This is a genomic window from Corallococcus praedator (assembly GCF_003612125.1).
GTDB lineage: Bacteria > Myxococcota > Myxococcia > Myxococcales > Myxococcaceae > Corallococcus > Corallococcus praedator.
Window position 1 is genome coordinate 1 of sequence record NZ_RAWI01000071.1, and the last position, 12,427, is coordinate 12,427.

16 protein-coding genes are annotated in these 12,427 nt (G+C 69.7%); all 16 read left to right on the plus strand.

The annotated features are described in order from the left end of the window. The first annotated feature begins 262 nt into the window (after positions 1-262). The 16 genes from D7Y13_RS12175 to D7Y13_RS12250 all read left to right on the plus strand — a co-directional run bounded on the left by D7Y13_RS12175 (position 263) and on the right by D7Y13_RS12250 (position 12,409). Positions 263-862, plus strand: coding sequence for a YceD family protein (locus D7Y13_RS12175; protein WP_120583927.1), 600 nt, complete (start codon positions 263-265; stop codon positions 860-862). A 58-nt stretch (positions 863-920) separates the two neighbouring features. Next, complete coding sequence (rpmF, locus tag D7Y13_RS12180; protein ID WP_120533847.1) at positions 921-1,109, plus strand: 50S ribosomal protein L32; 189 nt, start codon at positions 921-923, stop codon at positions 1,107-1,109. A 20-nt stretch (positions 1,110-1,129) separates the two neighbouring features. Continuing rightward, the gene (gene plsX, locus D7Y13_RS12185) at positions 1,130-2,191 is read left to right on the plus strand and encodes a phosphate acyltransferase PlsX (protein WP_120533850.1); all 1,062 of its coding nucleotides are present in this window, start codon (positions 1,130-1,132) and stop codon (positions 2,189-2,191) included. Between the two features lie 54 nt (positions 2,192-2,245). Continuing rightward, complete coding sequence (locus D7Y13_RS12190; RefSeq protein ID WP_120583928.1) at positions 2,246-3,253, plus strand: beta-ketoacyl-ACP synthase III; 1,008 nt, start codon at positions 2,246-2,248, stop codon at positions 3,251-3,253. A 28-nt stretch (positions 3,254-3,281) separates the two neighbouring features. Beyond that, complete coding sequence (gene fabD, locus D7Y13_RS12195) at positions 3,282-4,220, plus strand: ACP S-malonyltransferase (protein WP_120533845.1); 939 nt, start codon at positions 3,282-3,284, stop codon at positions 4,218-4,220. After that, on the plus strand, positions 4,217-4,966 hold the full coding sequence (gene fabG / locus D7Y13_RS12200; RefSeq protein WP_120533844.1) for a 3-oxoacyl-[acyl-carrier-protein] reductase: 750 nt from the start codon (positions 4,217-4,219) through the stop codon (positions 4,964-4,966). Before fabD ends, fabG begins: the two co-directional genes overlap by 4 nt. A 103-nt stretch (positions 4,967-5,069) precedes the next feature. Then, a complete protein-coding gene (gene acpP, locus D7Y13_RS12205) occupies positions 5,070-5,318 on the plus strand; it encodes an acyl carrier protein (protein WP_120533843.1) in 249 nt (82 codons plus the stop codon). 89 nt (positions 5,319-5,407) lie between these two features. Then, on the plus strand, positions 5,408-6,664 hold the full coding sequence (fabF, locus tag D7Y13_RS12210) for a beta-ketoacyl-ACP synthase II (RefSeq protein ID WP_120533842.1): 1,257 nt from the start codon (positions 5,408-5,410) through the stop codon (positions 6,662-6,664). A 97-nt stretch (positions 6,665-6,761) separates the two neighbouring features. Next, entirely contained in the window at positions 6,762-7,208 is a 447-nt protein-coding gene (gene rpiB, locus D7Y13_RS12215; protein WP_120583929.1) for a ribose 5-phosphate isomerase B, read from the plus strand. 54 nt (positions 7,209-7,262) lie between these two features. Further along, positions 7,263-8,519, plus strand: a complete 1,257-nt coding sequence (gene glyA / locus D7Y13_RS12220; RefSeq protein ID WP_120533840.1) for a serine hydroxymethyltransferase — start codon at positions 7,263-7,265, stop codon at positions 8,517-8,519. A gap of 9 nt (positions 8,520-8,528) precedes the next feature. Further along, the gene (gene nrdR / locus D7Y13_RS12225) at positions 8,529-9,032 is read left to right on the plus strand and encodes a transcriptional regulator NrdR (protein ID WP_120533839.1); all 504 of its coding nucleotides are present in this window, start codon (positions 8,529-8,531) and stop codon (positions 9,030-9,032) included. Between the two features lie 10 nt (positions 9,033-9,042). Beyond that, positions 9,043-10,206: a bifunctional diaminohydroxyphosphoribosylaminopyrimidine deaminase/5-amino-6-(5-phosphoribosylamino)uracil reductase RibD gene (gene ribD, locus D7Y13_RS12230; protein ID WP_120533838.1), complete on the plus strand. Its 1,164-nt coding sequence runs from the start codon at positions 9,043-9,045 to the stop codon at positions 10,204-10,206. A 41-nt stretch (positions 10,207-10,247) separates the two neighbouring features. After that, complete coding sequence (locus D7Y13_RS12235) at positions 10,248-10,910, plus strand: riboflavin synthase (protein WP_120533837.1); 663 nt, start codon at positions 10,248-10,250, stop codon at positions 10,908-10,910. 83 nt (positions 10,911-10,993) lie between these two features. Next, positions 10,994-11,494 carry a 6,7-dimethyl-8-ribityllumazine synthase gene (gene ribH / locus D7Y13_RS12240; RefSeq protein ID WP_120533836.1) on the plus strand — a complete coding sequence of 167 codons (501 nt, stop codon included), beginning with the start codon at positions 10,994-10,996 and terminating at the stop codon, positions 11,492-11,494. 4 nt (positions 11,495-11,498) lie between these two features. Continuing rightward, a complete protein-coding gene (gene nusB, locus D7Y13_RS12245; protein WP_120533835.1) occupies positions 11,499-11,921 on the plus strand; it encodes a transcription antitermination factor NusB in 423 nt (140 codons plus the stop codon). Continuing rightward, the gene (locus D7Y13_RS12250) at positions 11,918-12,409 is read left to right on the plus strand and encodes a M17 family peptidase N-terminal domain-containing protein (RefSeq protein ID WP_120583930.1); all 492 of its coding nucleotides are present in this window, start codon (positions 11,918-11,920) and stop codon (positions 12,407-12,409) included. Before nusB ends, D7Y13_RS12250 begins: the two co-directional genes overlap by 4 nt. Positions 12,410-12,427: the final 18 nt, after the last annotated feature.

Here is a 12,427-nt window from a genome sequence, read left to right on the forward strand (position 1 = left end):
GGGAAGGGGCGCACGGGCCTGGGCCGGCAGGGCGAGCGTCAGCCCGAGTCCCGCGACGCAGAGTGCGCCCCGCCAACGTCGGGCGGGGGTGCGCATCAGAAGGAAACGTACCAGAGCGGTGTTGAAGGGATCCACGCGACGAAGGCCGCCGCCCATCCGGGGCGCTGGCACCGTCCCGGGGCTCGTGGTGAAAATCCGGCGTGTTGACTGACGGGGGGACTCCCTCTATGTTGCGCGCCCTTTTGGATGGGACGCCTCGTAGATGCTCGTAAAGATTGAACAAATCAAAGATGCGGGGCTGAAGCTCGATGAGCCCATCGCTCTTGGGCTCCTGTCGGACGTCCTGGGTGGCGCGGCGTCGGGTCATGACACCGGCTTCCAGGCGACGGAACCGTCCACGCTCCATGCCTCCCTGCGCAAGCTCAGCGGCGGCGTGCTGCTGCAGGGCAGCTTCACGCTCAACGTGAACGCCCCCTGCAAGCGCTGCATCACCGACGTGAAGATGTCCCTCCCGGTGTCCTTCACCCTCAACCTGGTGCCCGAGTCCCTGGCCCGGGGGGATGACTTCAAGGACGACGACGAGAAGGTCATGGAGAAGAAGGAGCGCGCCCAGGGTGAGTCCGGCGGCACCTTCGCCATCAACGATACGGATGAGCAGGTGTTCGACGGAAAGACGATCGATCTGGATCCGATCGTCCGAGAACAGGTATTGCTCGCCCTGCCGATGAGCGCGGTCTGCCGTGAAGACTGCCAGGGGCTCTGCGCGCAGTGCGGCCAGAACCTCAATGAAAAGAAGTGCGGCTGCACGCCGAAGGTCTCCGACCCTCGACTGTCGCCGCTGATGAACATCAAGCTGAACTGACGGTCCCTATGCCCCTCGCAGGTCGCGAGGGGGGACGGGTCCGAAGCCGAGGTGAGTCGTGGGAGTTCCCAAGAAGCGGACGTCGAAGATGCGCCGGGACCGTCGTCGGGCGGGCAACAACAACCTGCGGATCGCCGTGCAGGTCATCAAGTGCTCCAAGTGCAAGGAGCCCGTGATGCCGCACCGCGCCTGCGCGGCCTGTGGCAATTACGGGGGCCGTGAAGTCATCGCGACCGCCGCGGAGTAGTTGAAAGGCGGATGACGCCGGTGCGGCTCGTCCTCGACGCGATGGGTGGCGACCACGCCCCTGACGCCGTCGTGGAAGGGGGCGTGCTGTTCGCGCGAGCGTATCCCGGGCACGAACTCGTGCTGGTCGGGGACGCCACGCGTGTACGCCCCGTCCTGGAGCGCGCCGGTGCCCCCGCCAACGTCCAGCTCCACCACGCGTCGGAAGTGGTGGAGATGGACGACCCCGCCACCGCTGCGTTCCGACGCAAGCGGGACTCCTCGCTCCGGGTGGGCTTCGCGCTCGTCCGGCAAGGGGAGGCGTCCGCCCTGGTCTCCGCCGGCAACTCCGGCGCGGTGATGGCCGGCGGCATGTTGACGCTGGGCCGCATCCCCGGCGTGGAGCGTCCGGCCATCGCGGCCCTGTTCCCGGCCCTCAAGGGCGGCGGCCGCTGCCTGCTGCTCGACGCGGGCGCCAACGTGGACTGCCGCCCCTCGCACCTGGCCCAGTTCGCCGTGCTCGGCGAGGCCTACCTGCGCACCCGCCTGGGCGTGAAGCGCCCCCGCGTGGCGGTGCTCTCCAACGGCGAGGAGGCCTCCAAGGGCACGCAGTTGACGCGGGACGCCAGCGCGCTCCTGCGGCGCTCGGACCTGGACTTCGTGGGCTACGTGGAGGGCAAGGACCTGTTCTCCGGGGACGTGGAAGTGGTTGTCACCGACGGCTTCACCGGCAACATCGTCCTCAAGACGTCCGAGGGCGTGGGCATGGGCATCACCGGCCTGCTGCGTCAGGCCATCGAGAAGCGCGGCGGCCTGCCGGAGAAGCTGGGAGCGCTGCTCCTCAAGCCCACGCTCGCGGGCCTGCGCCGCGTCATGGACTACGCCGAGTACGGCGGCGCCCCGCTCCTGGGACTCCAGGGGGTGGGCATCGTCGCGCATGGCCGGTCGTCCCCTCGCGCCATCCACAACGCGCTCGTCACCGCGCTCCAGCACGTGCGCGCGGGGGTGCAGGAGGAACTGACGCGCTGCATCGCCAATGCCGCTGCCTGGCTTCCTCCCCACACGCGGGGAAGGAAGGCGGAGACGGAAGAGGTTCCTGATTAGAGCGCGTGGCCCCGGTGTCGGGCTCCGACGGCGCTTCCCATCGGAGAAACCCCCGTGTCACGCACCCAGATCCTCGGTACCGGTTCCTATGCTCCCACGCGCGTCCTGACCAACCAGGACCTGGAGCAGCTCGTCGACACGTCGGATGCGTGGATCCGCGAGCGCACCGGCATCCAGGAGCGCCGTCAGGCCGCGCCGGACGAGGCGACGAGCGACCTGGCCGTGCAGGCGTCCCTCCAGGCGCTCCAGATGGCCGGCGTGGCTCCGGAAGACCTGGACCTCATCGTCGTGGGCACCGTCACCCCGGACATGCCCATGCCGTCGTGCGCCGCGCTGGTGCAGGCGAAGCTGGGCGCGCGGCGCGCGTTCGCCTTCGACGTGTCCGCCGCGTGCGCCGGGGCCCTGTATGCCCTGAGCGTGGCGGATCAATTCGTGCGCTCGGGCCAGGTGAAGCGGGCGCTCGTCGTGGGCGCGGAGCTGCTCACCCGCGCGGTGGACTGGAGCGACCGCAACACCTGCGTCCTCTTCGGGGACGGCGCGGGCGCGATGGTGCTGGGCCCGGGACCCGCTTCGGAGGAGGGCCCGGACGCCATGGCGCCCCGCGGCATCCTCTCCACCTGCCTGCGCACCGACGGCTCCCTGGCGGACATGCTCTGCATCCCCGCAGGGGGTTCGCGCACCCCCGTCACCGCGGACAACGTGGATGCAAATCTTCACAAGCTCAAGATGAACGGGAAGGAGGTGTTCCGCTTCGCCGTGCGTGCGCTGGTGGAATCCACCCAGGCTTCGTTGGGGGCCCACGGGATGAATCCGGGGCAGGTGGACCACGTCATCGCGCATCAGGCCAACCTGCGAATCCTGGAAGCCGTGCTGCAGCGTCTGGAAATCCCGCGTGAAAAATGCTGGCTCAACCTGCACAAGTACGGCAACACGTCGTCCGCCTCGCTGCCCATGTCACTGGACGAGGCGCAGCGCGCCGGCCGCCTCAAACGCGGCGACGTCATCGCGATGATGGCCATTGGCGCGGGCATGGCGTGGGGCAGCGCGGTGGTGCGCTGGTAGGCAGGACGACACAAGGAAGGACCGCAACATGGCGAAGGTCGCGTTCGTGTTTCCCGGGCAGGGCAGCCAGGCCGTGGGGATGGGCAAGGACCTCTACGAGCAGTTCCCCGAAGCGCGCGCCGTCTTCGACGCCGTGGATGACGCGCTCAACGAGAAGCTGTCCACCACCTGCTTCGAGGGTCCCGAGGACGCGCTGAAGCTCACCGCCACCACCCAGCCGGCCATCCTCACGGTGTCGGCCGCGGTGCACGCGGTGTTCAAGACGCGCGGCCCGGCCCCGGCGTTCGTCGCCGGGCACTCGCTGGGTGAGTACTCCGCGCTGGTGGCCGCGGGCTCCCTGGACCTGCGCGACGCGGCGCGGGCGGTGCGCGCTCGCGGCACGTTCATGCAGGAGGCGGTGCCCGCGGACGTGGGCGCCATGGCGGCCATCCTGGGGCTCGCGCCGGACGCGGTGAAGGCCGCCTGCGACGCCGCGGCGGAGGGTGAGATCGTGTCGCCCGCCAACTACAACTCGCCCGAGCAGACCGTCATCGCCGGCCACAAGGCCGCGGTGGAGCGCGCGGGCCTCAAGTGCAAGGAGGCCGGGGCCAAGCGCGTGATGCCGCTGCCCGTCTCCGCGCCCTTCCACTGCGCGCTGATGGATCCGGTGAAGCCGAAGCTCGCGCAGGTGCTCGCGGGCGTGCGCGTGCTCGCGCCCCAGGTGCCGGTGGTCAGCAACGTGGAGGCCACGCCCAACTCGGACGCCGCTCGCGTGGTGCCGCTGCTGCTGGCGCAGGTGAGCGCGCCGGTGCGCTGGATCGAGTGCGTGGAGGCGCTGAAGGCCCACGGCGTCACGCACGTGGTGGAGCTGGGGCCGGGCAAGGTGCTGGGCGGCCTCATCAAGCGCATCACCAAGGACATCGAATCGTTCAACGTCGAGAACGCCGCGACCCTGGAGAAGGTGCTCGCCGCGTTGGGGGCAGCATGAGCGGCTTCAAGGAGAAGGTGGTCCTGGTCACGGGCGGCTCGCGCGGCATCGGCCGGGCGGTCGCGCTGGCCTTCGCGAAGGCGGGCGCGTCCACGGTCGTCATCAGCTACGTGGGCAACGAGGCCGCCGCCCAGGAGACCGTGGGGCTGCTCCAGCAGGCGGGGGCGAAGGCGGAGGCCATCCGCTTCGACCTGCTGGACACCGCCGCGTGCGCCGGCGCCGTGGACGGCGTCATCAAGACGCACGGTCGGCTGGATGTGCTCGTGAACAACGCGGGCCTGGCGGTGGACGGCCTGGTCATGCGCGTCAAGGATGAGGACTGGGACAAGCAGCTGGATGCCAACCTGCGGGGTCCCTTCGCGCTCATCCGCGCCGCCAGCCGCCCGATGATGAAGCAGAAGAGCGGGGCCATCATCAACATCACCTCCGTGGTGGGGGAGATGGGCAACCCGGGTCAGTCCGCCTACTCGGCGGCCAAGGCGGGGCTTATCGGCATGACCAAGTCGGTCGCCAAGGAGCTGGCCAGCCGCAACATCCGGGTCAATGCCGTGTCCCCGGGCTTCATCGCGACGGACATGACGTCGCATCTGGACGACGAGCTGCGCCAGAAGATGGTCGGCGGCATTCCGCTGGCCCGCCTGGGCAACCCGGACGAGGTCGCCGGGGCCGTGGTGTTCCTCGCGAGTGATGCGGCGTCCTACATCACCGGCGAGGTCCTGAAGGTCAACGGCGGCATGTACATGTAAGCCAAGGTTGGATTGCCGCCGGGCGTGGGATATACCGCGCCGGCCTTAAGACAGCCCGCGAGTCAAGCCGGGTCCCTACCCGGCCGCTGGAGGATTTACACTTATGACGACTGCCCCCGTGAACGTCGAAGCCAAGATCAAGTCCATCATCGCCGACCAGCTCGGCGTGGGAGAGGACGAGATCAAGCCCGAGTCCTCCTTCATCGAGGACCTGGGCGCGGACAGCCTCGACATCGTTGAGCTGGTGATGGCGATGGAAGAGGAGTTCGAGGTCGAGATCCCCGACGACGAGGCGGAGAACATCAAGACCGTCGGCGACGCCATCAACTACGTGAAGACCCACAAGAAGTAGCCGCGGCATCCAGCAGTGTCGGGGCCACGGGGGGCGCGCTTGCCCGGCGCTCCGGTCCCATCGCGGTCCGCGGTCAGTGGAGAGGACAAGTGTCAAACCGTCGAGTCGTCATCACCGGCACCGGCATGATTTCCGCGCTGGGCACCGGCACCGAGAAGAACTGGCAGGCGCTGCTGGCCGGCCAATCCGGGATCGGTACGATCACCCGTTTTGAACTGGGGAAGCTCGACGCGCGCATCGCGGGCGAGGTGAAGGACTTCCAGCCCGAGCAGTTCATCGACCGGCGTGAAGTGCGCCGGATGGACCTGTTCGCCCAGTACGCGATGGCCGCGGCCGACATGGCGGTGAAGGAGTCGGGCCTGCCCATCGGCCCGGACGCGCCCCATGGCTACAACCCAGAGCGCGTGGGCGTCATCGTGGGCTCCGGCATCGGGGGCATCTCTTCCCTGGAGGAGCAGCACCGCAAGGGGCTGGAGAAGGGGTTCGACCGGCTGTCTCCCTTCTTCATCATCCAGATGATCGTCAACATGGCGCCTGGGCTCATCTCCATGCGCTACAACTGCAAGGGCCCCAACTGGGCCCCGGTGTCCGCGTGCGCCACCAGCGCCCACGCCATCGGCGAGGCCTGGAAGTCCATCCGCCTGGGTGAGACGGACGCGGCCATCGCTGGCGGCGCGGAAGCGGCCATCACGCCCCTGGGCATGGGCGGCTTCTCCGTGATGAAGGCCCTGTCCACGCGCAACGACGACCCCGCGGGCGCCAGCCGTCCGTTCGACAAGGACCGCGACGGGTTCGTCATGGGTGAGGGCGCGGGCATCGTCGTGCTGGAGGAGATGGAGGCCGCGAAGAAGCGCGGCGCCAACATCCTCGCGGAGGTCGTGGGCTACGGCGCCAACTCCGACGCGTACCATGTCACCCAGCCGGCCCCGGAGGGCGAGGGCGCGGCGCGCTGCATGCGGCTGGCCCTCCAGTCCGCGGGCATGCGGCCGGAGGAGGTGGGCTACATCAACGCCCACGGCACCTCCACGCCGTTCAACGACGCCAACGAGAGCAAGGCCCTCAAGGCCGTGTTCGGCGACCACGCCCGCAAGCTGGCGGTGTCCTCCACCAAGTCGATGACGGGCCACATGCTCGGCGCGGCCGGTGGCGCGGAGGCGGTGGTGAGCGTGCGGGTGCTGACGCACAACGCGCTGCCCCCCACCATCAACCAGACGACGCCGGACCCCGACTGCGACCTGGACTACGTGCCCAACACGGCGCGCGACGCCCGGGTGGACGCGGTCATGAGCAACTCGTTCGGCTTCGGTGGCACCAACGCGGTGCTGGTGTTCAAGCGCTTCACCTGATGGCTTCCGGCCCGCTGCTCCCTTGCACGGGGCGGCGGGCGGGGGCCTTCCCTTCCAGGCCCCGCCCTTCGAGCGGGCGCCGCTTCGGAGTCCGGCCGTGAAAGTCATCCTCGCCTCCGACCACGCGGGGCTCGAACTGCGCCAGGACCTGGTGGCCCTCCTGAAGGAGCGCGGCGCCGCGTTCGAGGACCTGGGCCCCCACTCCCGTGACTCCGTGGACTACCCGGACTTCGCCTCCCAGGTGGCGCGGGCGGTGGTGGCGGAGCCCGGCACGCTGGGCGTGCTGGTGTGTGGCACCGGCATCGGGATGAGCATCGTGGCCAACAAGCACCGGGGCGTGCGAGCGGCCCTGTGCACCACCGAATTCGAAGCGCGGATGACCCGCGCGCACAACGACGCCAACGTGCTGTGTCTGGGCCAGCGCGTGGTCGGCGCCGGCGTGGCGCGTGGCATCCTCGAGGCCTTCCTCGACACCGCCTTCGAGGGCGGCCGTCACGAGAAGCGCGTCCAGAAGATTCGCGACGTCGAAGCCCAGCAGCGCTGAAGGTCCCGACGTCGTCCCCAACGCTGTCCGTCGTTCGTCGCCAGGAGGCACCCCATGGAGAACACCCGCACGCTGGCCCAGGTGGACCCTGAAATCGCCCAGGTGCTCCGGCAGGAGACCGAGCGTCAGGAAGAGGGGCTGGAGCTCATCGCCTCGGAGAACTTCGTCAGTCCGGCGGTGATGGAGGCGGTGGGCTCGGTGCTCACCAACAAGTACGCCGAAGGCTACCCCGGCAAGCGCTACTACGGCGGCTGCGAGGTGGTGGACGTGGCGGAGACGCTGGCCATCAACCGCGCGAAGGAGCTGTTCGGCGCGGACGCGGTGAACGTGCAGGCGCACTCCGGCAGCCAGGCCAACATGGGCGCCTTCATGGCCCTCATGAAAACGGGCGACACCATGCTGTCGTTGGATCTGAACTCCGGCGGCCACCTCACCCACGGCGCGGCGTTCAACTTCTCCGGCAAGCTCTACAAGGTCGTCCACTACGGCCTGACGCGCGAGACGGAGACCATCGACTTCGCCCAGGTGGAGGCGCTGGCGCTGGAGCACAAGCCCAAGGTGCTGGTGGTGGGCGCGAGCGCCTATCCGCGCACGCTCGACTTCGCGAAGTTCCGGGAGATCGCCGACAAGGTGGGCGCCTCCATGCTGGTGGACATGGCCCACATCGCGGGCCTCGTCGCCGCGGGCGTGCACCCCTCGCCGGTGCCCTTCGCGGAAATCGTCACCACCACCACGCACAAGACGCTGCGGGGGCCGCGCGGCGGCATGGTGCTGAGCAAGGAAGCCTTCGCCAAGAGCATCAACAGCCAGATCTTCCCCGGCATCCAGGGCGGGCCGCTGATGCACGCCATCGCGGGCAAGGCGGTGGCCTTCAAGGAAGCGCTGACGCCGGAGTTCAAGGCCTACCAGAAGCAGATTGTGGCCAACGCGCAGGCGCTGGCGGAGGCGCTGAAGTCCGCGGGCCTGCGGCTGTGCTCGGGCGGCACGGACAACCACCTGATGCTGGTGGACCTGCGCTCCAAGAAGCTCACCGGCAAGGTCGCGGAGGAGGTGCTCGGCAAGGCGGGCATCACCGTGAACAAGAACATGATCCCCTTCGACCCGGAGAAGCCGATGGTGACCTCCGGCGTCCGGGTGGGCACGCCGGCCATCACCACGCGCGGCATGCGCGAGAAGGAGATGGCGGTGGTGGGCAAGCTCATTGGAGAGGCGCTGGATTCCGCGCAGGACGACGCCGGGCTCGCGCGGGTGCGCGGCCAGGTGAAGGACCTGGCCCAGGGCTTCCCGCTGTACGCCTCGCGGTTGAAGTAACCCGCCCCCGTGCGCTGCCCCTTCTGTCAGGACGCGGAGAACAAGGTCATCGACTCGCGAGAGTCGCATGAGGGCTCCGTCATCCGACGGCGGCGCGAGTGCCTGGCCTGCAAGCGCCGCTTCACCACGTACGAGCGGGTGGAGGAGCTCTACCCGCTCATCGTGAAGAAGGACGGGCGGCGCGAGGCGTTCGATCGGGAGAAGATGCTCAACGGCCTGAAGAAGGCCTGCGAGAAGCGCCCGGTGTCCGCCGCCCAGTTGGAAGAGACGGTGGAGGACATCGAGCGGATGCTCCAGGGGATGGGGGAGAAGGAAGTGCCCTCGTCCTCCATTGGCGAGCACGTGATGCGGCGGCTGCAGCAACTGGATGAGGTGGCATACGTGCGCTTCGCGTCCGTGTACCGCAGCTTCCGGGACATCTCCGAGTTCATGCACGAGCTGAAGGATCTGCTCGAGGACCAGGAGCGCGAGCGCAAGGTGAAGCCACCTTCGACTCCGCCCAAGGACGGTTAGGAAGGGCGGTATGCGCTTGCTCACGCGGGGACGGTTGCAGGCGGCGAAGACGCCCCGGGCGAAACGCGCGGCGGACTTCGACCACGCGGTGGCCGAGTTCTTCATGCGCATCGCGCTGGAGGAGGCCGCCAAGGGCCTGGGCCGCACCAGCCCCAACCCCGTCGTCGGGGCGGTGCTGGTGAAGGGCGGGCGCATCATCGCGCGCGGCCACCACAAGAAGGCCGGCACGGCGCACGCGGAGGTGGTGGCGCTGGAGGCCGCCGGCTCCAGGGCCCGGGGCGCGGACCTCTACACGACGCTGGAGCCGTGCGACCACTACGGGCGCACCCCGCCGTGCAGCCTCGCGGTGCTGGAGGCCGGCGTGCGGCGCGTGTTCAGCGCGTCCTCGGACCCCAACCCGCTGGTGAGCGGCAAGGGCCTCAACCGGCTCAAGCGCGGCGGCGTGGCGGTGGTGACGCACGTCCTCAAGGAAGAGGCGGACGCGCTCAACCGGCCCTTCTTCAAGGTCATGCGCACGGGCCTGCCGTGGGTGACGCTCAAGGCGGCGGCGACGCTGGACGGGAAGCTGGCCGCGCCCAACGGAAGCTCGCGCTGGGTGACGGGTGAGGCCGCGCTCGCCTGGGTGCACAAGCTGCGCGACCAGGTGGATGCCATCCTCGTGGGCGCCAACACCGTCCGGCTGGACGACCCCCGGCTCACCACCCGGCTGCCCGGGGGCGGGGGCAAGGACCCGGTGCGCGTGGTGGTGGACTCGCACCTCAAGCTGTCCCCCACGCACACCGTCTTCACCCAGCGCAGTCCGGCGCGCACCATCATCGCCACGCTGGAGGACCCGGAAGGACGCAAGGCGCGGCGCTTCCTCTCCCAGGGCGTGGAGGTCTGGCACGTGAGAGCGAAGCAGGACCGCGTGGACCTGAAGGCCGTGCTGCGCCGCATCGCGAAGGAAGGGCTCAACCACGTGCTGGTGGAGGGCGGCGCGGGCCTGTACGGCACGCTGATCCGCGAGCGTCTGGCGGACTCGCTCGACCTGTTCCTCGCCCCCAAGCTGGTGGGGGCCGGCGGGCTGTCGTGGGCGGGCGAGCTGGGCGTGAAGGACATGGCCCAGGCCCTGGCGGTGAAGGACCTGAAGGTGGAGAAGGTGGGCGACGACGTCCTCCTGCGCGCCCTGCTCTGAAGGCCAGCGCCCCGCCCGCGCTTCCGTTATAAAATCCGGCCATGTTCACCGGCCTCATCCAGGACACTGGCACCATCACCCGCATCACCCCCGGGGCGATGACCGACGTGTGGATTCGCACCTCGCTGGGCGCGGAGGCGTTCGCGCTGGGGGAGTCCATCGCCGTGGATGGCGCGTGCCTCACGGTGGTGGAGAAGGGCGGGGACACCTTCCGCGTGCAGGCCGCGCCGGAGACGCTGCGGCGCACCACCCTGGGCGCCCGGCGCTCGGGGGACAAGGTGAACCTGGAGCGGGCCCTGGCGCTGGGGGACCGGCTGGGAGGGCACCTGGTGTCGGGCCACGTGGACGCCGTCAGCGAGGTGCTGGAGACGTTCGCGGAGGGCGGCTCGTGGGTGATGGTGTTCCGGCTGCCCCCGGAGCTGGCGCCCTGCTTCATCGACAAGGGCTCGGTGACGATTGACGGCATCAGCCTCACGGTGAACGCGGTGGAGGCGGACCGCTTCCGGGTGCAGCTGATTCCGGAGACGCAGGAGCGCACCACCCTGCACGGCAAGGGCCCCGGGGCGCAGGTGAACCTGGAGGGCGACCTCATCGGCAAGTACGTGGCCCGGCTGTTCGCCCTCAGGGGGGCCCCGGAGGCGGGCCAGGGCCCGGGCCTGACGGAGGCCGTCGTCCGGGCGGCGGGCTTCACCCCGCGCGGGTAGGGAAGACCCCGGATTCCGGGGCAGGCGCGGTGCGGCAAACCCCGTGCAGACGCCGGGGGGCGGGGTGGTGTAAGGAGCGCGCCATGCCTCGCTATTTCGAAGGGGATTTCCTCCCCCCCCAGGGCCGGTTCGCCATCTGCGTGTCCCGGTTCAACAGCTTCATCACGGAGGAGCTGCTGAAGGGCGCCGTGGACACGCTGGTGCGCCATGGCGTGAAGGACGACGCCATCGACGTGTACCGCTGCCCCGGCACGTATGAGCTGCCCGGCCTCACCCGGCGTGTGGCGGAAGGCGGCCAGTACGCGGGCCTCGTCATCCTGGGCGCGGTGATTCGCGGCGGCACCCCCCACTTCGACTACGTGGCGGGCGAGTGCGCCAAGGGCGTGGGTTCGGTGGCGTTCAGCGCGGCGGCGGGCCCGAAGCCCGCGGCGGTGACGTTTGGCGTCCTCACGTGCGATACCGTGGAGCAGGCCATCGACCGTGCGGGCGTGAAGGCGGGCAACAAGGGCGCGGAGGCCGCGGTGGCCTGCATCGAGATGGTCAACCTCTTCGCGCGGATGACCGCCGCCGAACGGAAGGGCTGACCGCATGGGCGCGCGCAGAACGGCACGGGAGCGGGCGTTGCAGGCGCTCTTTCAGTTGGACATGGCCCAGGGCGCCGCCCGGGATGCCCTGGATTCGGCGTGGGCCGCCTCCGCGGACGACGGCAAGCCGGAGCCGGACGCGGTGAAGTTCGCCAAGGAGCTGGTCGACGGGGTGCAGACCCACCGCGAGGAGATCGACGCGCTCATCGAACGCCACAGCCACAACTGGCGCCTGGACCGCATGTCTCGCATCGACCGGAACGTGCTGCGGCTGGGCATCTTCGAATTGAAGTACCGCCCGGACATCCCGCGCAAGGTGACCATCAACGAGGCGGTGGAGCTGGGGAAGAACTTCGGCACGGAGGAGTCGAGCGCCTTCGTCAACGGCCTCCTGGACCGCGTCGCGGTGGCGCTCGGGAAGCCGTGAGCCAGACGACCACCCTGGACGTGGGCCTGGAGGGCCTGGACGCGCTGGCCGGGGTGGACGCCCTGTGCCTCTTCGTGGCCGAGGACGACCGGCCCCTGCCTTCCACCGCGGGCTACGTGGACTGGCGGCTGTGCGGCGTCCTGTCCCGGGTGCTCCAGGGCGGCTTCTTCACCGGCGTGAAGGACGACTGGCTCCTGTTGCCCTCGGACGGGAAGTTCTCCGTGCCGCGCATCTTCGTGGTGGGCCTGGGGTCGCGAAAGCGCCTGGACGCGGCCGCGCTGGGTGAAGCGCTGGCCGGGGCGGCGAAGGTGTTGAGCCGCGCGAAGGTGGAGTCGGTGGCGCTGGAGGTCCCCGGCGGGGCGGGCCTGAGCGACCCGGCTCGGGCGGAGGCGTACCAGAAGCAGTTCCTGCCGGCCTTCAAGGGGGCCCGGGTGTCCCTCTTCGCGGACAAGGGGCTTGTCGGGTCGCTGTCGTCCCGCAAGGGCTGACGCCCTGCGCTCGGGCGG

What these genes read in the sequence shown, in the direction of transcription:
- glyA (WP_120533840.1), top strand. Translation starts at nt 7,263, where the DNA reads ATGGAGAACACCCGCACGCTGGCCCAGGTGGACCCTGAAATCGCCCAG.
- nusB (WP_120533835.1), top strand. Translation starts at nt 11,499, where the DNA reads ATGGGCGCGCGCAGAACGGCACGGGAGCGGGCGTTGCAGGCGCTCTTT.
- fabG (WP_120533844.1), top strand. Translation starts at nt 4,217, where the DNA reads ATGAGCGGCTTCAAGGAGAAGGTGGTCCTGGTCACGGGCGGCTCGCGC.
- D7Y13_RS12235 (WP_120533837.1), top strand. Translation starts at nt 10,248, where the DNA reads ATGTTCACCGGCCTCATCCAGGACACTGGCACCATCACCCGCATCACC.
- fabD (WP_120533845.1), top strand. Translation starts at nt 3,282, where the DNA reads ATGGCGAAGGTCGCGTTCGTGTTTCCCGGGCAGGGCAGCCAGGCCGTG.
- acpP (WP_120533843.1), top strand. Translation starts at nt 5,070, where the DNA reads ATGACGACTGCCCCCGTGAACGTCGAAGCCAAGATCAAGTCCATCATC.
- ribD (WP_120533838.1), top strand. Translation starts at nt 9,043, where the DNA reads ATGCGCTTGCTCACGCGGGGACGGTTGCAGGCGGCGAAGACGCCCCGG.
- ribH (WP_120533836.1), top strand. Translation starts at nt 10,994, where the DNA reads ATGCCTCGCTATTTCGAAGGGGATTTCCTCCCCCCCCAGGGCCGGTTC.
- D7Y13_RS12175 (WP_120583927.1), top strand. Translation starts at nt 263, where the DNA reads ATGCTCGTAAAGATTGAACAAATCAAAGATGCGGGGCTGAAGCTCGAT.